We start from the raw sequence: 18,539 nt of genomic DNA, 5'->3' as shown, positions 1-18,539 counted from the left end.
CCTTGCGGGGGCTCCCACGGGGAAGGATCGTAATCATGCGGCCTGCCTTTCCGTTTCGTCCACGCCCAGCACCTGGCCGAGAAAAGCGTCGAACATCAGCACGGTCCACAGGATGACGGAATAATCGCGGCGCCCGGACTGGTGCGTCTCGACCACTTCACGCAGGAAATCCTGGTTGAACAGACCGGTGGACGCCAGGCGCTCGCCCAGCACCACGCCGCGGATGGTGACCGCCAGCGGGCCGCGGAACCAGGCTGCCAGCGGCACCGAGAAGCCCATTTTCTTGCGGTACAGCACGTCGTGCGGCAGGTAGGGTTCCATCGATTTTTTCAGCAGGTACTTGCCCTCGGTGCCGCGCAGCTTGAGATCGACCGGCAGGCCGGAGACCCAGCCCATCAGCTCGTGGTCGAGCAGCGGCTCGCGCACTTCGAGCGCATGCGCCATGCTGGCGCGGTCGACCTTGGTGAGGATGTCGCCGACCAGATAGGTTTTGATGTCGAGATATTGCACCAGCGACAGCGGGTCGTCGGTGGGCGCGACGGCGGCGTGGCGGCGCAGCACTTCCACCGCCTGGTAGCCCTGCAACTCGCGCTTGAAGGCCGGCGAGAACAGCTGGCGGCGCTGGGCGTCGGACAAGAGCGAGATGCCATGGAAATAGCCTTCGACGGTGTCGCGCGCCAGCGCCTCGAAGGTGGTCTTGGCACGGAACACCTTGGGCGCCCAGTCGGCCTTGGGGTACAGCTTGCCGAGCGCGCCGAACAGGGGGCGGCGCAGTGCGAGGGGCATCACCGCGCGCATCCGTTCTTCGTAGCGGAACCAGCGATAGCGCCGGTAGCCGGCAAAATGTTCGTCGCCGCCATCGCCCGACAAGGCGACCTTGACGTGCTTCCGCGCCAGTTCGCACACCCGGTAGGTCGGCAGCGCGGACGAATCGGCGTAGGGCTCGTCGTACACCCCGGCGAGTTTGTCGACCAGGCTGAAATCGTTGGAGGCGACGGTCTCGATGTGGTGATTCGTCTTGTAGCGGTCGGCGACCTTCTGGGCGAATTCGATTTCGTTGAATGCGGGATCGTCGAAGCCGATCGAGCAGGTATTCACCGGGGCTGCGGACTGCGTGGCCATCATCGCCACCACTGCGCTGGAATCGACGCCGCCCGACAGGAACGCGCCGAGCGGAACGTCGGCAATCATGCGCAGGCGGATCGATTCCTGCATGCGCTCGACCAGCTCGTCCATTGCGCTGGCCTCGTCCGTAACCGCCACCGGGGTGAACGGCATGTCCCAGTATTGCTTGGGCAGCGCGCGCGCCTGGCCGCGCTTGATCGTGAGCGTGAACCCCGGCGGCAGCTTGCAGGCGCGCTTGAAAATGGTGCGCGGCTCCGGCACGTAGCCATAGGCGAAATATTCCTCGACCGCCAGCGGATCGATGTCGCGTGCCAGGCTGGGATGCACCATCAGGGACTTCAGCTCGGAGCCGAAAATGAATTCGCCGGTGTCGAGGAAGGCGTAATACAGCGGCTTGACGCCGAAGCGGTCGCGCACCACGAACAGGGTTTCCAGGTTGCGGTCCCACAGCGCAAACGCGAACATGCCGCGAAAGCGCGCCACGCAGGCTTCGCCCCAGGCCTCCCAGGCGTGGACGATGACTTCGGTGTCGGAATGGGTGCGGAAGATGTGGCCGAGCGCCTCGAGTTCGGGCACCAGTTCCTGGAAGTTGTAGATTTCGCCGTTGAACACGACGACGACGCTGCCGTCCTCGTTGAACAGCGGCTGCTGGCCGCTGGACAGGTCGATGATCGACAGACGTCGATGCCCCAAGCCAACGCCCGGCTCCAGATGCAGGCCGCCCTCGTCGGGGCCGCGGTGGAACTGGCTCTCGTTCATGCGATGCAGCAGCTCGCGTGAAATCTCGTCGAAGCCGCGGGTATCGAAAATTCCGGTTATGCCGCACATAGGATTGGAATTGGTTGGGGTTGCGGGGGTTGTAGGAGGCCCGCCCTCGGGCCGATTGCGTGCGGTAGCGCGGCGCGGGCAATCGGGGCGAGGGCGCCCCTCCTACAAGATGTGGTCATGTCGACATACCGGTTCAGTTGTCGGTGTCCCATCAGTGTTTTCTACCCAATGTCAGTTCGTAGACGGTGCCGTAGGCCTCGGCCATGACCGGAATGCTGAAGCGCTGCACGGCGTGCTGCCGCGCATGCTCCCCGTGTTCGGCAATGCGCGCCGGCGCGTCCAGATAACCGAGCAAGGCCTGTGCCAGGCCGCCCACGTCGCCCGGCTGAACCAGCATGCCGTTGACGCCCTCTTCCACCAGTTCGAGATTGCCGCCCACCGCAGTGGCAATCACCGGCAGGCCGCTCGCCAGCGCTTCCAGAATGGTATTGGAAATCCCCTCGTTTTTGGACGGCAGCACGAACACGTCGAGCACCTGCATGATGTCCGCAATGTCGTCGCGCGCGCCCGGCAGCCAGGCCAGGTGCGCCAGGCCGGCGGCCTGCAGCAGGTCGAGACAGGTCTTGCGGGCCGGGCCCTCGCCGACGATGACCAGGCGCGCGCGCGCGGCACGTTCGGGCTGCTGGCGCACCAGCTGGATGAAGGCCCGCGTGAGCGTGGGGTAATCCTTGACCGCGACCATGCGCCCCACCGAGCCGAACACAATGCTGTCGGGATGGGCAAACGCCGGCCGCGCACCTTCGCGCGGATGGAATTTTTCGCTGTCGACGCCGTTGTAGATATGGTGCAACTTGCGCGGCGGCACGCGGATGGCCAGACGCAGCCAGGTCTCGAGATCCCGGCTCACGGCAATGTAGTTCGACACAAAGGGCTGGGCGGCGCGGCGCAGCAGGTTGTATTTCCAGTTCTGTCCATAGAGGTCGAACACGTCGCGCCCATGCTCGCCGTGCACGGTGGCGCGAATGCCGGCGGCGGCGGCGACGAACTGCGCTTCCAGCGCCGCCAGGTTGCGGGTGTGCACCAGATCGGGCTTGAGGCTTCGCAGCAGTTTCCATAAGCGCACCGTCCAGCCGAAGCCATGCCCCGGGGCGCGGTGCAGCGCGTGGAAGGCGACCGGCTGCGCGGCAATTCGCTGGCGGAAATCGCTGTAGTCGGTGAGCGACACCACGGTGTGCCGGTAATGGTCCGGCGGCAGGGCGTTGAACAGGTTGACCATGCCGTTTTCCATGCCACCGGTATCGAAGCGGTGGACGATATGCACGATGTGTGCGGTCACTGCCCGTCGACCTGATCGAGCGCGCGCCCGATCGCCGGCGCCATGTCGGCGGCAAAACGCGCCAGGGTGGCGACCGCAGTCGCGTGCTCCGCCGCGTCGTACGGGGTGGCGATCAGCACCGACAGGCCGTCGTCGCGCTGCAGCCGCACGCGGTCGAGCGCCAGGATCAGCTTGGCGGCATGGTCGTTGACGGTGGGGTGCTGGTTGATCAGGTTCCACTGCCATACCAGCAGACGCTGGCCATCGCTGCCGCGCAGCTTGGCCTGCCGCACCTGCCGCGATACGCCGCCGATTTCCACCGTGACGCGGGTTTCGCCGACGTTCGACCAGGCCGGGTCTTTCTGCCGGATCATGAAATTCTGCGAGTTGATGAGTTCGGCACCCTGCCGCTGGGTGACGTAGTAATTGAGCTCCAGCAGCACGTTGCGCCCGGCCTGGGCATACGACTGGCGCAGCTGGCGGTTGGCGCCGACCCAGTGCGGCGTCCAGCTGGTGAAGGTCTCGCCGGCCTGCCAGCCGCCCTGCGACTCGACCTGCAAGGCAGGCATGGCGGGCAGCGGGCGCGCGGTGAGCCAGCTGGCGTAGGCCGGCCACAGGCCTGCAACCAGCAGAACAATGATCGCCACCTGCAGGCGCGGCCGCGCAGCCCGGCCTGCCGGCGCTGCAGCCGGCGGCGCCACACCAGGTTCAGACTGGCTGGGCTCGGGCTGGTCGTCCTCGCGCCAGAAGCTGCCGATCCAGAACAGCAGCAGCATGACCAGACCGAAAAACACCCAGCCGTAAATGTAATGGTCGACGCCAAGCGCCAGTTGCATGTCGGACAGGTGGGCAATCATCACGATCATGTAGGCGCGCCCGCTGTTGGCGAAGATCGGCACGATGATGGCCGCGATCGAGAACAACAGCCGCCGTTTCCATGAGCGGTAGGTGAGATAGGCGTACAGCACGCCGAGCGTGACCGATGCGATCAGATAGCGCAGCCCGGAGCAGCCTTCGACCACTGACCAGTCGCCGCTGGGGATGCTGAAGAACATGCCTTCGCGGTACACCGGGATGCCGGTGAACTGCAGCATCGCCACGGTGAAATCGGCCGTCACCCCCATCAGCGGCTGGATCAGGAACTCGCCCACCGGCACCGCGAAAAACAGGAACATCAGGGGGAAAAATGCCGCCCAGACAAAGGTCCAGCCGAGCAGCGTCCACACCGCCGCAATCAGCATGGCAATGAACGCGTATTGCGCAACGACGTTGACGCTGCCGGCGTCGGCCAGCAGCCAGCCGGCACCGGCCGCCGCCAGCAGGATCAGCCCGCGCAGGTCGGGGCGCGGCCGCACCTGCGCCAGTTCGTGGCGCTGGCGCCAGAGGAGCCAGGCGCTGATGGGGAAAATGAGATAGCCGTGGGTGAAGGTCTCCGAGCGTTCCCAGATTTCGACCATCGAATAGACCGTCGGCCAGAACACGCCAGCCAGGATCAGCAGGACGCCGAGGGTCAGCGCACCCGACAGCAGCCAGTTGCTGCGTGGGGGAACGGCGGGAAGGGCATCGGGCAGTGCGCTCATGCGGGGCAGGTCTCCAGAATGGGGGGCACAACAGTTGCCTGTTCAAACAGGGGGTCGATCGTGCTCAGATTGCGGGCCCAGTCGTAGTGGGCCAGGATACAGTCGCGCGCGGGCGCGGCGGTAGACACGCTCTGCAGTCGGGCGACGACGGCGCGGGCGAATTCGGCTTCGCCCAGCGCCAGCGTGAAATCGCGGCCGGCTTCGGCGCGGATGCCTTCGGCGGCCTGGGCGCTGGCGACGACAGGACGCGCCATCGCCATCGCTTCGAGCACCTTGTTCTGCACGCCACGTGCGATGCGCAGCGGGGCGACCGCGCAGGCGGCATGGGCCAGCCAGGGCCGCACGTCGGGCACGCTGCCGGTAACGACGACGCCGGGCTGACGCGCCAGTTCCAGCACGGCTTCAGTGGGGTGGCTGCCGACGATGGTGAACTGCGCGCCCGGCACCGCCGCGCGGACGGCCGGAAAGATCCGTTCGGCAAACCAGCTGACGGCATCGATATTCGGCCAGTAATCCATCGCGCCGGTGAACACCACGCCCTGTACGCCGGGCGGATACGGATTCGGATAGTCGCGCGCCGGCGAAAAATACTCGGCGTCGACGCCGTTCTCGAATGCGCCGATCTTGTGTTGCGCGGCCGGCGCGCGCTGTTGCAGCAGCGCCGCCTCGGCATTCGACACCAGCAGAGTGGCGTCGAAATCGCGCGCCACACGCGCTTCCCATGCCGCCAGCTTGCGGCCTTCGCGCGCATACAGCCACGACAACGGCCAGCGCTGGGTCGGCGCGTATTGGGTCCATTTGTCGGAATCGACATCGACCATGTCGAGCACGCGCCGCGCGAGATTTTTCGGCATGAACTGCGCCATCGCCGAAGAGAACGCCAGCCCGCGCGTCACCGCGCCGGAGGCGGCCAGTTCATCCGCCCAGCGGGCAAGCTCGCGGTTGCGGTAATACGGCAAGGTCAGCGCCTCGCCGCTGAGCAGGCCGACCAGGCTCGCCAGTTTGGCGCGGCGCGGGTGCAGCGGCAGCAGCTTGATCGATGCGCAATACGGCTTCAGCGCGTCCCGGTACTGCCAGTCGTCGGGGTCGTCGACGAAGGCGCCAAGATGGATTGCATAGCGCGTGGAGAGATGCCGCAGCAGATTGAACGAGCGGATCTTGTCGCCCTTGTTGGGCGGGAACGGGATGCGATGCGCGAGAAACAGCAGGCCTTCCATAGAATCAAGCCGGGGAAAAACAGCAACCACAGAGGCACAGAGACACAGAGAAGACCACATTCGCTGTCTCTCTGATCGGGTAGGGTTTTCCTCTGTGCCTCTGTGCCTCTGTGGTAAAAAGCACTTGATTCATCCCAGATTCTTCACGATATGCGGTCCGATCACGTTGGCGAGCGCCAGCGGCATTTTTTTCCAGGCCAGGATGAACAGGCGGTATTTGGGGTTGAGCGGGTTGATTTCCGGGACGTCCGTGTCGGTCACCAGACAATACTCGTAATACAGCGGCGTCGGTTCGAAGCCCCAGTTCTTCTTGAAGTCGAACGAGCCGGTGCCGCGCTTGCTGCGGCCGAAGTCGAACACGCGCAGCCCACGCTCGCAGGCGCGCCGCATCAGATCCCAGTACATGAAGTCGTTGCCGGCCACCGCGCGCGCGGCATCGACGCCGCCGCCGTAATACGGCAGCACTTCGTCGCGGAAATAGAACGACATCACGCTGGAGATGACTTTGCCGTCGAGCGTAATGGTCAGCACTTCGCAGTCGTCGCCGAATTCATCCTTCAGCAGGCGGAAAAACTTGCGCGAAAATACCGGCGTGCCCAGGCGATGCACGCTCGCCGAGTAGGCCTCGAAGAAGCGCGTGGTGTCGGCGTCGATCTCGCCCACCAGCCCGGCCTTGATGCCTTTCCTCACCATCGCGCGCTGCTTGCGCGGGATGGCGTTCATGTTGGCCTCGATTTCGGGTTCGATGGCTTTCTTGAACGTGACGTACAGGTCCTTGGTCGGCCAGTGGGCATGCTGCGCGATCTGGTTGCGGTATTCGAGCGCGCCAACCTTGAGGGTGCCGGCGAGCGCCTGCGCGGCCTCGTCGAGTGCGCGGAAGGCGGCGTCGTGGTCGGCCAGGATGCCGCCGTAGGCGCAGAACGGCAGCGAGCCGAGGCCGTGGCCGAACAGCCAGCTGTCGATCTCGGCCAGCGGCAGCACCCCCACCACCTCGCCGCCGCGTTCGGCCAGCAGAAAATGCGTGCGGTGGCCGAACGCCTCCTCGATCACGCGGCGCCAGCCGGCGCGGTGGAAAAAGGTCGCGTCCGGATGCGTGTTCACATAGGTGTCCCAGCGCGCGAAGTCGCTGGTTTCCAGCGTTCGGACCGTGACGTCAGCCATCGAATCGGTGGTCACGGCGAGGGGTTCGGCTTGCGTATTCAAATCGGATGCTCCGTTTGTTTATGCATCCTATTGATTCGGCCAAAATTCGGCCCGGGGGCGGGCCTCCTGCCCGCCATCCCAGCAGGCGCCCGCGCCCCTTGTAGGAGCACCCGCAAGGGGTAGGCCGTGGTTGTATAGCCGACAAGTCGGCAACAACCGCGCACCGGCGCCCTCGCCGCGATTGCCCGTGCCGCGCAACCGTCCGCATTCGGCCCGGGGGCGGGCCTCCTACAGTGGGGTTTTGGCACGAAGGATAAACCCGGGTTCACTGGCCGGGGAGGAACACGCGGTCAACGCGGTCCCATTCAAAGTCGTTCAACAATTGGCGCAGCCTGCCCGGCATGCGTTGCAGGTTGACGTAATGGCGAAAGCGCGTCTTGGCGGAAATACCGCGCTGGCGCGGCTGCCCGGCGTCGAGTTCCCAGGGATGGAAATAGAACATGCACGGCGCCTGGTCCTGCGCGTTGACGCGCCGCAGCATCCAGCGCGACACCTCATACGGCAGCAGACGAAACCAGCCGCCGCCCGCAGCGGGCAGGTTGCGCCCCAGCAGCGGCAGGGTGGTCGGCGGCAGTTCGAGGATGCCGGCTTCGCCATTGGGCCGGTGCGGAAAGCGCGGCGCATCGGGCATGCCGTAGTGGTCGTGTTTGACCGGGTAGATGCTGGAGCTGTACACGTAACCGGCATTTTCCAGTTCCTCGACCGCCCACCAGTTGTTCTGGTTGATGGAAAAGCTCGGCGCGCGGTAACCGCGGATGGCGACGCCGCCGAGGTCTTCGAGGAGGCGCTTGGCGTGGGTGATGTCGTCACGGAATTCGGCCGGCGTGAGGTCGGATACGCGCTGGTGGCCGTAGCCGTGGCTGGCAAGTTCGTGGCCGCCGTCGACGATGCGCCGCACCACCTGCGGGTAGCGCTCGGCGATCCAGCCGAGGGTGAAGAAGGTTGCGCTGGCATCGGCCTCGTCGAGCAGACCGAGGATGGCATCGACATTGCGCTCGACCCGGCACGGCAGGCTGTCCCAGTCTTCGCGGCGGATGTGCGGGGCAAACGCCGAGACCTGAAAATAGTCCTCGACGTCGACCGACATGGCGTTCTTGATTGGCCCAGCCATCACGCAGCCCGTGTCCCTTTCCGCTGCGGCAGCCAGCCCTGCAGGGTATGCGCAATGCGCATCGCCGCGCGGCCATCCCAGTATTCGGGAATGCGCCCGGCCTTGCCGCCATTCGACATGACGTCGTTGAACGCCGCCCGGATCGCAGCGGGATCGGGGCCGACCAGGACATTGGTGCCTTCGGCAATGGTGATCGGACGTTCGGTGTTCTCGCGCAGGGTGAGGCAGGGCACGCCGAGCGCGGTAGTCTCTTCCTGGATGCCGCCGGAATCGGTGAGCACCAGTTTGGCATCGCGCATCAGGCCGAGCATTTCCAGATAGCCGAGCGGCGGCAGGATGTGCAGGCCGTCGAGGCGGGCGGTGAACCCGAATTTCTCGATGTTGCCGCGGGTGCGCGGATGCAGCGGCAGCACCACCGGCAGGCTGCGGTTGATTTCGCCGATCACATCGAGCAGCCCGGCAAGCGTGGCGGGATCGTCGACATTCGACGGCCGGTGCAGCGTCAGCACCGCATAGTGCGGCAGCAGGGTGCCGAGGGTGAGGCTCGCCGGCACCGCCCGTTCGAGGTTGCGGTGCAGGGTGTCGATCATCACGTTGCCGACGAACTCGACGCGCGCGGGGTCGATGCCTTCACGCACGAGGTTGGCCAGCGCGCTCTTTTCGGTGATGAACAGCAGATCGGAAATCTGGTCGGTCAGCACGCGGTTGATTTCTTCCGGCATGCCGCGGTCGTAGCTCCTGAGGCCGGCCTCGACGTGGATCACCCGCACGCCGTGCTTGGCCGCCACCAGCGCGCAGGCGAGGGTGGAATTCACGTCGCCCACCACCAGCACCGCCTGCGGCTGCACGCTTTCGAGCACCGGCTCGAAGCGCTTCATCACCTCGGCGGTCTGCACCGCATGGCTGCCGGAACCGACCTCCAGGTGATGGTCGGGACGCGGGATGCCGAGATCGGCAAAGAAGCTGTCGCTCATCGCCGCGTCGTAATGCTGGCCGGTGTGCAGCAGTTGGGCGGCGATCCCGGTTTCGGCCAGTGCGGCCATCACCGGGGCGATTTTCATGAAATTCGGGCGCGCGCCCGCGACGCATAAGACCTGGGTCATGGCTTGGCTGTGCTGTCTTGCTTGTCTGCCGGCGCACCTTCGTCCGCCGCCGCGTTGCGCTCGCTCACGGTATACAAAATCTTGCGCACGATGGGCAGGATGCGGTTGACCGAGCGTTCCATCTGCTCGACCCGATGGGTCAGCAGCGCGGCATCTTCGTTGTGCAGCATGCCGCCGCTGGATGTGCCGCCGTTGACGCCGGTGGCGCCATGAAAATCCTGGTGCGCGACTTCGTTCTTCAGGTCGGCGATGACTTCGTTGACCTCGGCTTCGCCAAAATGGGTCTTCTCTTCGAGAAAACCGAACAGCAGCAGGCGGTCGCAGGTGGTATTGATGCGGCGCGGAATGCCGCCGGTAAAAAGATGCAGGGCGGCAAAGGCTTCCGCATCGAAGCTGGGGCTGCCCTGCCAGCCGACGGTGCGCAGGCGGTGTTCGATATAGCCGCGGGTCTCGTCCGCATCGATCGGCCCCAGGTGATAGGAGGCCACCACGCGCTGGCGCAGTTGCTGCATGTTGGGGCTTTGCAGGATGCCGCGGAACTCGGGCTGGCCCAGCAGAAAGGTCTGGATCAGCGAGCGCTCGTTGTTCTGGTAGTTGGACAGCATCCGCAGTTCCTCGACCGCGCGCGGGGTGAGGTTCTGCGCTTCGTCGACCACCAGCAGGGCACGCTTGCCCTGGCGGGTGGCCGCGATCAGAAAGTCTTCCAGGTTCTTCAGCAGCGCGGATTTGGTGAGACCTTCGTGCTCCAGCCCGAACGAGGCGGCGACGCTGCGCAGCGTGTCCTCGGCATCCAGCTGAGTCGACACCAGCTGCGCGGCGATCAGGTTGTGGGCCTCGAGCTGGCGAAACAGGTTGCGCACCAGCGTGGTCTTGCCGGCACCGACTTCGCCGGTGATGACGATGAAGCCCTCACCCAGCGACAGGCCGTAATCGAGATACGCCATCGCCCGCTTGTGCCCCTTGGAACCGTAGAAAAAACGCGGGTCGGGGTTGAGCTGAAAGGGTTTGGCGCTGAAGCGGTAATAATCTTTGTACATGAACGGTCCGTTTTCTGAGAGTGGCACAGCCCGTGTGCGCGCAGGATGCGAAGCAACGGCTGTGCCATGCCGGAAGACTGGTCAGAAGCGCATGTTGCCCGAGGCCGTGAGGCGGTTTTCTTCGAAGTCGGCATCCGCCACATTCGAATCCCGTTGGGTATGGCGGAATGTCAACGCGCCGCTCAAATCGGAGGCGAATTGATGGTTCACGCCGAGCGAAAGGGTGACCAGATCGTCCTCCCGATCGGTGGTGCCGGAAAGGGCGACAGGCACCTCGTTGCGGGCCAGCCTGACGCTGCCGATGATGTTGGTTTTGGGGGCGAAGCGGTAGTTCACCGCGCCGGTGACGCCGCGGCTGCGATCCTCGCTGTCGAGCAGCTGGTAATCGCGGCGGATGTCGAAGGCATTGAGCGAATAGTTGAGCTTGCCTTTCCCCCAACTCACCCCTGCGCGCAGGGTTTTGGAGATGAATACGCCGTTGCGCAAATCGAACAGCAGTCCGGGCTTTCCACCGAAGCTAACGCAGTTCGTCGGGGCAGGCGGAAAACTGAATGGCCAATCGTCGAACAGCTTAAGCTCTCCATCCATAAGACACAGGTAGTCATACACCGTACCGGTCGTCCCCAGGAACCGGCTGATGTCGCTGATATCTTCGGCATAACTCAGATTCCAGTTCGTGGCGCGGGTGCGGTGACGTGCCGTCGCGCTGTAGGTATTGCCGAAGAAGCGCTCACCCACCGAGGCTTCGAGGCTGGTGCGGCGCGACGGCGACCAGCCGGCGCCCGCGCTCCAGGACGCACCATCGGTGTCGGTCGCGCTCAGATAGTCGTTCCATTCCTGCCCGACGGTGCCGAATACGCGAAACTTGCGGTTCAGGGCATAGCCCGCCGAGGCGGTCGCGCGCTCAAAGGTCGAATCGCTGACATTGCGGTCGCGGTTGGTGACGTCGCGGATCGAGTAGTTCAGCCCCCAGCTCAGATCGGTGAAGCGGGTGCCGCTGTTGAGCGAGGCATTGAACCCATTGCTGACCGCGTTGGACGCGACATTGCTGCCGAAAATGGCGCCGGAATGGGTGTAGCGCGCCTGCGCACGGGCAAAGGTGCCGAGGCGCTGCTGGATGTGGGGGCTGATCGAATAGGTGCCGACGGTGGCGCGGTTGCTGTCGTTGATCTCGGCATCGGCCGGCGAACCCAGCAGCGAAATCAGCTCCTGCGAGATGCGCGCGCTGCCGTCGACAAACAGGAAATCATCGATCAGCTCGGCTTTGCCGATGGCGTTGAGGTTGTGATAGAGGTCGGTGCTTTGATTCTCGCCGAAACGTGCCACCCCCCGCAGGCCATATTGCAGGGTGGCCTGTACGCGGCGCGAATCTTCGGCGCGCAGGATAAAGCTCGGCATCACGCTGAGGATCAACGCATTTTCCGGGTCCGTTGCGCTTTGATTGGCATTGTCGGTAAGGGTGGCCGACGCGCCGACGCTGCGCTCAAGGCGCCAGTCGAGCGCGTACGCGGGCATTGCACATGCCATCGCCATGAAAACAGAACACGCGCCTACCGGAAAAACCGGGCGGCGCGGGCGGGGCTTATTTGCCGTAACTGCCATAGTAGCCATAGTAGTAATCTGCGCCCGGGGTCGGCGTGGTCTTGTTCAGCAACATGCCCACCACTTCGCATGACTGGATGTGGCTCAGGGCTTCACGCACCGCATCCTGCGAAGTCCGCTCGGCTTCCACTACCATGACGATCTGCCCCATGTGGGTGGCCAGCACGCTCGACTCGCTGGTCGCCAGCAGCGGCGGCGAATCGAACAGGATGATGCGGTCCGGATAGCGGTTGCCGATATCCTCGATCAGGCGCGTCATGGCGGCGCTGGCCAGCAGCTCGGTGGCGCGCTTGTAGGTGCGGCCGGCGGGCAGCACGGTCAGCTTGGCGATATCGGTGCGGATCAGCACGTCGGACAGCTTCAGGTCCTTGTCCTGCAGCACGTCGAGCAGCCCCTTGTCGGCGTGGATGCCGAGATACTCGGGGATGCGCGGCTTGGCGACGTCGGCGTCGATCAGCAGCACGGTGCGATCCATCTCCATCGCCATCGAAATGGCCAGATTGATGGCGCAGAAGCTCTTGCCTTCACCCGGCAGCGAACTGGTAATCATGATGAGGTTGCCGTTCTTGACCCGCGCGGCGCCCTGGCCGAAGGCATTGGCGATGAGCGGGCGCTTGATGATGCGGAACTCTTCAGCGATCTGGCTTTTCTCGGCATCCGGCGACACCACACCCATGCGGTGCAGGCGCGCAAGGTTAATCGACTGCACCTGGCTGTTGCCTTCCAGCACCGCCTCGGCATCCGTCGCATTGAACATCGGCTCGACCGGGGTGGCGACAAAGGGCGAAGCGTGACCGCTGCGCTGCTTGTTGAGCGCGTTTTCGATCAGGCCGGCGTCGTGGCCGAAATCGCTGTTGCTGTCCTGGGGCGCCGGGCGGGGGGCGCCGGCGCCAATCTTGCCGGCTGCTTTTTCAATAATGCTCATGGTTTCTCCTAGCCTGCGCGCGACACAACCAGTTGCAGGATCATCACGGCGCCATACGCGCCTATCAGGCCGCCCAGCGCGGCCAGATAGGCCAGCAGGCCCTTGCGCTTGTGGCGGCGGCTTTCATCGGTTTCCACCCGCGCCACTGCGCCCAGCAGCGGCAGCCCGGTCAGCTCGCGCAGGGCGCGGCGGTCAGTCACGGTGCGACGCAGCTGGCTCAGCAGGAAAGCCACCGCGATGCCGGCGCCGAGTCCGCCCAGCGTCACCAGCGACAGCAACAGCGGACGATCCGGCCCCGCCGGCTGACTCGGCACGAAGGGCGGATCGATCACACGGAAGTCGACAGTGTCGGTCTTGCTTTCGACCTCGCCCGACATGGTGACCGATTCGCGGCGTTTCAGCAGGGCGTCGTAGTTCTGCCGATAGACGTCGTAGTCGCGCATCAGCTGGGTGTAATCCTGCTCCACCTGCGGAATCATGTTGGACGCATTGCGCAGTTCGCTATAGCGGCGCTGATATTCGGCCACCCGGGCCCCCAGCGAAGACACCGTAGCATCCGCCTCGGCGATGGCAATGGTCAGCTGCTGATAGACCGGATTCTGGATTCGGGCCCCAGCCGGATCGGCCTTGCGCCCGGCCAGATCGATTTTCTTCTGTTCTTCCAGCCTTTCAATCAGGCGCTTGGTCGACTGGATATCGGGATGCAGGTCGGTGTATTGCATGCGCAGCTGGTCCATCTGTTTTTCCAGCGCCTGAATGCGGCCGTCGATTTCGCTGTTGCTCGATGCCATCGCTGCAGCGGTAAGCTCGGGCTCTTCATCGGTAAGCTGACGCTTGAGCTGGTTGCGGCGGTTGACGGCTTCCTGCTGGTCCAGCTGCGCCTGGCGCAGCAGCGCCGAGGTTTCGGCCAGCTTGGCGTAGTAGTCGCCGCCCTGCCCCGGCATCATGCCGATGTGCGTCCGCTTGAATTCCGTGAGTGCGGTTTCGGCGTCGGTGAGCTTCTGCTGGTATTGCTGCAGCTGGTCCTCGATGAAGCGCTGCGAGCTGGAAATGTCCTGGCGAGTCTTGCCGAGGCTGGTTTCCACAAAAATGGTCAGCAGCGACTGCACGACCTTCTTGGCCAGTTCGCCATTGGGATCCTGATAGCTGATGGTGTAGAGGTTTTCGCGTCCGGTATCGGCGATGCTAATTCGGTCGGCCATACCATTCAACAACGCCTCGGTCTGCTCGGGGGTTTTGGCCCTCACGTCGAGGTCGGTCATGCGCGCGACCTTTTCCAGGGTCGGACGGCTAACCAACTGGCGCGTCATCATCGTAATCTGCTGGTTGACACTGGGCTGAACCGCCAGCCCGGCCAGCAACGGCTGGAGCAGGCTCTGGGTATCCACATAGACGCGTGCCGACGCCTCATAACGGTCGGGGATCGTCATCACCCAGGTCCAGCCGACGATGCATACCAGCCAGGCCACCGCCACGCCCCACCAGCGGCGCCGCCAGGAAGCCTTGGCATAACCCAGAATTTGTTGAAATATTTGATCCATAAGGGCGTTCCATCAAAAAGCGCCGCAGAATGCGGCGCAGACAAGCTTAGAACAGGCTTTCAGGCACCACCAGCACATCGCCCGGGCGCATGTCGACGTTGGCTGAAATGTCGCCGCCTCGCAGCAAGTCTTCCAGACGCACGCCGAGGCGTTCCTGCTTGCCGTTTTCGGTACGCAGGATGTAGGCCTTGTTGCCCGCGGCAAAATCGGTGAGGCCACCGACCGCGATCATCAGATCGATCAGGCTCATTTTTTCACGGTAGTTCAGTGCCTGCGGCTTGGCCGCTTCACCGACCACGCGGAGCTGCTGGTCGAACGGACCGACGCCGCCGCCGACGATGACGGTGACGATGGGTTCCTGGATGTATTTGGCCAGCGCCTTTTCAATGTCGCGCGCCAGCTGGGTCGGGGTCTTGCCGGAGGCCTGCAGATCCTCGATCAGGTTCATGGTCATCTTGCCGTCGGGGCGCACCGGGAAGTTGCCGGAGACCTCGGGATTGCGCCAGACGAACACATTGACCGAATCGCCCGGGCCGACCAGATAATTCCAGTCGAACTGCCCGGTGCGCTCGGGCGCAGGCGGATAGGTCGGCGTGCCGGCGCAGCCCGTCATGGCAGCAACGGCCAGCACCACGCCGGCGCGTGCGATATGCTTGTTGATCGTAAACATGTCCACCCTCCCTTTTATATGCAGTTAATCCGCTGGCATTATGCCTGAGCGAGTTAAATCTAGTTACATCGCCAAAGACTGTAAGCAAGCCTCAGGCCAGACTATAGACGCTACGGCGGCCTTGCTAAGCAAAGACCCGCACCCGCCGCACGCTGGCCGGAACGTCGGCAACCCGACACCAGTGTCGCAAGCCCGGCGCCTGTCGCGGTATCATGCCGGCCATGATCCCTCACAAAATCGACAGCCTGGCCACCCTGCGTCTGCGCATCCGCGAATTCGCCCAGGCGCGTGCATGGGAAAGTTACCATACGCCGAAGAACCTGGTGATGGCGCTCTCCGTGGAGGCGGCAGAACTGCTGGAACCCTTCCAGTGGCTAACGGCGGAACAAAGCCAGCACCTGAGCGCAGACCAGCACGAGGCGGTGCGCCAGGAAATCGCCGACGTGCTGATTTACCTGACCCGGCTGGCCGATCTGCTGGACATCGATCTGCTCGAAGCCGCCGCCGACAAGCTGGCGCTCAATGCGCGAAAATACCCTGTTGAAAAAGCGCATGGCAATGCCCTCAAATCTACGGACTTTTCGAATGACTGACCTGTATTACAAACACCACGTCTTTTTTTGCACCAACCTGCGCGAGGACGGCGCCCAATGCTGCGGCGCGTCCGGCGGCCAGCACATGCGCGACTACCTGAAGAAAAAGGTCAAGCACGCCAACCTCAATGGCGAGGGCAAATGCCGCATCAACAGCGCCGGCTGCCTTGACCGCTGCGACGAGGGCCCGCTGCTGGTGGTGTATCCGGAAGGCGTCTGGTACACCTATGTGGACGAGTCCGACATCGATGAAATCTTCGAGGCTCATCTCAAGCAGGGTCGCATCGTCGAACGCCTGCGGCTAAAGTGAAGCGGGCGGGCGAAGCGGCCAAAATAAAACGCTACAAGCTGCGCATTCCAGTTCCAGTGGGCAAGCTGGAAACCGTGATCGACGACCCCGAAACCAACCGCCGCGGCCTCCTGCTGGTCGCCCATCCGCATCCGTTGCACGGCGGCAGCCTCGACAACAAGGTGGTGACGACGTTGGCCCGCGCAGCCAACGAGGCCGGCTGGGTCAGCGTGCGGCCGAACTTTCGCGGCGTCGGCATGAGCGACGGCACATTCGACGCCGGTGTGGGCGAAACCGACGACCTGCTGGCGGTCGCCCGCTTCGTCGAGGCGAGCTACCCCGGCCTGCCGTGGGCGCTGGCCGGCTTCTCGTTCGGCGCTTTCGTGCAGCATCGCCTGCGCCAGGAACTGCATGCCAAGCGCCTGATTCTGGTCGCTCCCGCAGTCACCATGTACGAGTTTGACCCGGTGCCCGCGGATACGGTGGTGATTTATGGTGACGCCGACGAACTCATCCCGCCCGCCGCGATCCAGTTGTGGGCCGAGCAGCGGGGGCTGACAGTGAAAAACATCCCCGGCGCCGGGCACTTTTTCCACGGCAAGCTGAAGGAGCTGAAACAGGCGTTTCTGGAGGCCTGCCCGTGCTGAAGGTGCGCGGCCTGACGAAAAAATACGGCGACACCGAGGTGGTGCGCGGCCTCGATCTGACCGTGCGGCGCGGCGAATGCTTCGGCCTGCTCGGCCCCAACGGCGCCGGCAAGACCACCACGCTCAGGCTGCTGCTGGGCCTGATCGAGCCTGATAGCGGCAGCATCGAGCTGGCCGGCATCGCGGTGCCGCAGCACGCACGCGAGGCGCGCATGAAAGTCGGCGTGGTGCCGCAGATGGACAACCTCGACCCGGATTTCTCGGTACGCGAAAACCTGCTCGCCTACGGCCGCTATTTCGGCATGAGCAAAGCGGCCGTCGCCGCGCGCGTGCCCAAGCTGCTGGAGTTTGCCGGTCTCGCCAGCAAGGCCGACGCGCAGATCGCGCAGCTGTCCGGCGGCATGAAGCGGCGCCTCACGCTGGCGCGCGCGCTGGTGCACGACCCCGACATCCTGTTTCTCGACGAGCCCACCACCGGGCTCGACCCGCAGGCGCGCCACCTCATCTGGCAAGGGCTTAGGCGGCTGATCGCGGACGGCAAGACCATCGTGCTGACCACGCATTTCATGGAGGAGGCCGAACGCCTCACCGACCGGCTGGCCATCCTCGACCACGGCCGCAAGGTGGCCGAAGGCGCGCCGCGCGCGCTGATCGAATCGCACATCGAGCCGGCGGTGGTCGAGGTCTACGGCGAGGGACTGGACGCCTGGATGCGCGATTACGCCGGCCCGGTCTGCCTGCGCTTCGAAACCGTCGGCGAAACCCTGTTCTGCTACACAGACAATGCCGAGCGTGTGATCGACGCGCTGAAGCAGGCGCCTGCGCTGCGCTATTTGCACCGGCCGTCGAATCTGGAGGACGTGTTCCTCAAGCTGACCGGGAGGGACCTGCGTGATTAGGCACCTGCGTTTCCCCCGTCTGTCCTGGCGCTTCATCCCGGTATGGCAGCGCAATTATCTGGTGTGGAAGAAGCTCGCCATCCCGTCCATCCTCGGCAACCTGGCCGACCCGATGCTGTACATGCTGGGGCTGGGCTACGGCCTCGGCAGCCTGCTGCCCGACGTGGCCGGCATGCCCTACCTCACCTTCCTTGCTGCTGGCACGGTGGCCTACAGCACGATGAACGCCGCCACCTTCGAGGTGCTGTATTCGAGCTTTTCGCGCATGCACGTGCAGCGCACCTGGGACGCCATCATGAACGCGCCGCTCACACTCGACGACGTGATGATGGGCGAATTGACCTGGGCGGTGGCCAAAAGCCTGCTCTCGGGGCTGGCGATTCTGGCGGTGATCTGGGGGCTGGGCCTCTACGGCAATTTCTGGATGACGCTGTGGATCATTCCGGTGGTGGCGCTGGTCGGCTTCTGCTTCGGCGGCCTGGGGCTGGTGATGAATGCGGTGTCGCCGAGCTACGACTTCTTCCTCTACTACTTCAGCCTGGTGATCACGCCGATGGTGCTCTTGTGCGGCGTGTTTTTCCCGGTGTCGCAACTGCCGCTGCCGGTGCAGGCCGTGTCCGCCTGGCTGCCGCTCACCCACGCCATCGATCTGGCGCGGCCGCTGGTCGTCGGCAACGTGCCCGGCGACATCGCGCTGCACGTCGTCGCGCTGCTGATTTACGGCAGCCTGGGCTACATCATCGCGCTGGCGCTGACGCGCCGGCGGCTGCTCAAGTAGACGGACGACCCACCTATTGCAACCACAATGCGTGTGTCAGTAAAACCACCACCAAGTTCAATTCATACCCGCAACGGCAAGCCGATTTGTGCCAACGGACCGTTGTTTTGAGTGACCGGCCCTCGGCCTTTGCGGC

General features: G+C 64.3%; 17 protein-coding genes. 5 read left to right on the top strand and 12 right to left on the bottom strand.

Going from position 1 to position 18,539, the window contains the following annotated elements:
- Positions 1 to 33: 33 nt before the first annotated feature.
- The 12 genes from ABW22_RS06330 to ABW22_RS06275 all read right to left on the bottom strand — a co-directional run bounded on the left by ABW22_RS06330 (position 34) and on the right by ABW22_RS06275 (position 15,197).
- Entirely contained in the window at positions 34 to 1,953 is a 1,920-nt protein-coding gene (locus ABW22_RS06330; RefSeq protein ID WP_059753415.1) for an XrtA/PEP-CTERM system amidotransferase, read from the bottom strand.
- Positions 1,954 to 2,104: 151 nt separating this feature from the next.
- Positions 2,105 to 3,229 (bottom strand): TIGR03088 family PEP-CTERM/XrtA system glycosyltransferase, encoded by a 1,125-nt coding sequence (locus ABW22_RS06325; protein ID WP_059753411.1) that lies wholly within the window; start codon positions 3,227 to 3,229, stop codon positions 2,105 to 2,107.
- The gene (gene xrtA, locus ABW22_RS06320) at positions 3,226 to 4,788 is read right to left on the bottom strand and encodes an exosortase A (protein ID WP_059753406.1); all 1,563 of its coding nucleotides are present in this window, start codon (positions 4,786 to 4,788) and stop codon (positions 3,226 to 3,228) included. Before xrtA ends, ABW22_RS06325 begins: the two co-directional genes overlap by 4 nt.
- Positions 4,785 to 6,005: a TIGR03087 family PEP-CTERM/XrtA system glycosyltransferase gene (locus ABW22_RS06315; protein ID WP_059753402.1), complete on the bottom strand. Its 1,221-nt coding sequence runs from the start codon at positions 6,003 to 6,005 to the stop codon at positions 4,785 to 4,787. Before ABW22_RS06315 ends, xrtA begins: the two co-directional genes overlap by 4 nt.
- 129 nt (positions 6,006 to 6,134) lie before the next feature.
- Complete coding sequence (locus ABW22_RS06310) at positions 6,135 to 7,166, bottom strand: FemAB family XrtA/PEP-CTERM system-associated protein (RefSeq protein WP_059753725.1); 1,032 nt, start codon at positions 7,164 to 7,166, stop codon at positions 6,135 to 6,137.
- Positions 7,167 to 7,473: 307 nt separating this feature from the next.
- Entirely contained in the window at positions 7,474 to 8,319 is an 846-nt protein-coding gene (locus ABW22_RS06305) for an XrtA system polysaccharide deacetylase (protein WP_059753397.1), read from the bottom strand.
- A complete protein-coding gene (gene wecB / locus ABW22_RS06300; RefSeq protein ID WP_059753393.1) occupies positions 8,319 to 9,422 on the bottom strand; it encodes a non-hydrolyzing UDP-N-acetylglucosamine 2-epimerase in 1,104 nt (367 codons plus the stop codon). The genes ABW22_RS06305 and wecB overlap by 1 nt, the downstream gene beginning before the upstream one ends.
- Positions 9,419 to 10,459, bottom strand: coding sequence for an XrtA/PEP-CTERM system-associated ATPase (locus ABW22_RS06295; RefSeq protein ID WP_059753389.1), 1,041 nt, complete (start codon positions 10,457 to 10,459; stop codon positions 9,419 to 9,421). Before ABW22_RS06295 ends, wecB begins: the two co-directional genes overlap by 4 nt.
- Before the next feature lie 81 nt (positions 10,460 to 10,540).
- Positions 10,541 to 11,974 carry a TIGR03016 family PEP-CTERM system-associated outer membrane protein gene (locus tag ABW22_RS06290; RefSeq protein WP_237763252.1) on the bottom strand — a complete coding sequence of 478 codons (1,434 nt, stop codon included), beginning with the start codon at positions 11,972 to 11,974 and terminating at the stop codon, positions 10,541 to 10,543.
- A gap of 67 nt (positions 11,975 to 12,041) precedes the next feature.
- Positions 12,042 to 12,986: an XrtA-associated tyrosine autokinase gene (locus tag ABW22_RS06285; protein WP_059753381.1), complete on the bottom strand. Its 945-nt coding sequence runs from the start codon at positions 12,984 to 12,986 to the stop codon at positions 12,042 to 12,044.
- A gap of 8 nt (positions 12,987 to 12,994) precedes the next feature.
- The gene (locus ABW22_RS06280) at positions 12,995 to 14,527 is read right to left on the bottom strand and encodes an XrtA system polysaccharide chain length determinant (protein ID WP_059753376.1); all 1,533 of its coding nucleotides are present in this window, start codon (positions 14,525 to 14,527) and stop codon (positions 12,995 to 12,997) included.
- A gap of 46 nt (positions 14,528 to 14,573) precedes the next feature.
- Entirely contained in the window at positions 14,574 to 15,197 is a 624-nt protein-coding gene (locus ABW22_RS06275; RefSeq protein WP_059753372.1) for an XrtA/PEP-CTERM system exopolysaccharide export protein, read from the bottom strand.
- 221 nt (positions 15,198 to 15,418) lie between these two features.
- Between ABW22_RS06275 and ABW22_RS06270 the strand changes: the two genes are divergently transcribed.
- The 5 genes from ABW22_RS06270 to ABW22_RS06250 are packed head-to-tail and all read left to right on the top strand — an operon-like array spanning position 15,419 to position 18,403.
- Positions 15,419 to 15,790 (top strand): nucleotide pyrophosphohydrolase, encoded by a 372-nt coding sequence (locus tag ABW22_RS06270; protein ID WP_088178754.1) that lies wholly within the window; start codon positions 15,419 to 15,421, stop codon positions 15,788 to 15,790.
- Positions 15,783 to 16,100 carry a (2Fe-2S) ferredoxin domain-containing protein gene (locus ABW22_RS06265; protein WP_059753365.1) on the top strand — a complete coding sequence of 106 codons (318 nt, stop codon included), beginning with the start codon at positions 15,783 to 15,785 and terminating at the stop codon, positions 16,098 to 16,100. Before ABW22_RS06270 ends, ABW22_RS06265 begins: the two co-directional genes overlap by 8 nt.
- The gene (locus tag ABW22_RS06260) at positions 16,097 to 16,726 is read left to right on the top strand and encodes an alpha/beta hydrolase (protein ID WP_237763251.1); all 630 of its coding nucleotides are present in this window, start codon (positions 16,097 to 16,099) and stop codon (positions 16,724 to 16,726) included. Before ABW22_RS06265 ends, ABW22_RS06260 begins: the two co-directional genes overlap by 4 nt.
- Positions 16,720 to 17,625 carry an ATP-binding cassette domain-containing protein gene (locus tag ABW22_RS06255; RefSeq protein WP_059753361.1) on the top strand — a complete coding sequence of 302 codons (906 nt, stop codon included), beginning with the start codon at positions 16,720 to 16,722 and terminating at the stop codon, positions 17,623 to 17,625. The genes ABW22_RS06260 and ABW22_RS06255 overlap by 7 nt, the downstream gene beginning before the upstream one ends.
- The gene (locus ABW22_RS06250) at positions 17,618 to 18,403 is read left to right on the top strand and encodes an ABC transporter permease (protein WP_088178753.1); all 786 of its coding nucleotides are present in this window, start codon (positions 17,618 to 17,620) and stop codon (positions 18,401 to 18,403) included. The genes ABW22_RS06255 and ABW22_RS06250 overlap by 8 nt, the downstream gene beginning before the upstream one ends.
- The last annotated feature ends 136 nt before the right edge of the window (positions 18,404 to 18,539 follow it).

It is taken from the genome of Thiobacillus denitrificans, from assembly GCF_001530125.1.
Lineage (GTDB): Bacteria > Pseudomonadota > Gammaproteobacteria > Burkholderiales > Thiobacillaceae > Thiobacillus > Thiobacillus denitrificans_C.
This window is presented reverse-complemented; position numbering and strand designations above follow the sequence as displayed.

Excerpts from the sequence above, each read along its gene's own strand:
- ABW22_RS06330 (WP_059753415.1), bottom strand. The coding sequence starts at position 1,953 with ATGTGCGGCATAACCGGAATTTTCGATACCCGCGGCTTCGACGAGATT.
- xrtA (WP_059753406.1), bottom strand. The coding sequence starts at position 4,788 with ATGAGCGCACTGCCCGATGCCCTTCCCGCCGTTCCCCCACGCAGCAAC.
- ABW22_RS06315 (WP_059753402.1), bottom strand. The coding sequence starts at position 6,005 with ATGGAAGGCCTGCTGTTTCTCGCGCATCGCATCCCGTTCCCGCCCAAC.
- ABW22_RS06310 (WP_059753725.1), bottom strand. The coding sequence starts at position 7,166 with ATGGCTGACGTCACGGTCCGAACGCTGGAAACCAGCGACTTCGCGCGC.
- ABW22_RS06305 (WP_059753397.1), bottom strand. The coding sequence starts at position 8,319 with ATGGCTGGGCCAATCAAGAACGCCATGTCGGTCGACGTCGAGGACTAT.
- wecB (WP_059753393.1), bottom strand. The coding sequence starts at position 9,422 with ATGACCCAGGTCTTATGCGTCGCGGGCGCGCGCCCGAATTTCATGAAA.
- ABW22_RS06295 (WP_059753389.1), bottom strand. The coding sequence starts at position 10,459 with ATGTACAAAGATTATTACCGCTTCAGCGCCAAACCCTTTCAGCTCAAC.
- ABW22_RS06290 (WP_237763252.1), bottom strand. The coding sequence starts at position 11,974 with ATGCCCGCGTACGCGCTCGACTGGCGCCTTGAGCGCAGCGTCGGCGCG.
- ABW22_RS06285 (WP_059753381.1), bottom strand. The coding sequence starts at position 12,986 with ATGAGCATTATTGAAAAAGCAGCCGGCAAGATTGGCGCCGGCGCCCCC.
- ABW22_RS06280 (WP_059753376.1), bottom strand. The coding sequence starts at position 14,527 with ATGGATCAAATATTTCAACAAATTCTGGGTTATGCCAAGGCTTCCTGG.
- ABW22_RS06275 (WP_059753372.1), bottom strand. The coding sequence starts at position 15,197 with ATGTTTACGATCAACAAGCATATCGCACGCGCCGGCGTGGTGCTGGCC.
- ABW22_RS06270 (WP_088178754.1), top strand. The coding sequence starts at position 15,419 with ATGATCCCTCACAAAATCGACAGCCTGGCCACCCTGCGTCTGCGCATC.
- ABW22_RS06265 (WP_059753365.1), top strand. The coding sequence starts at position 15,783 with ATGACTGACCTGTATTACAAACACCACGTCTTTTTTTGCACCAACCTG.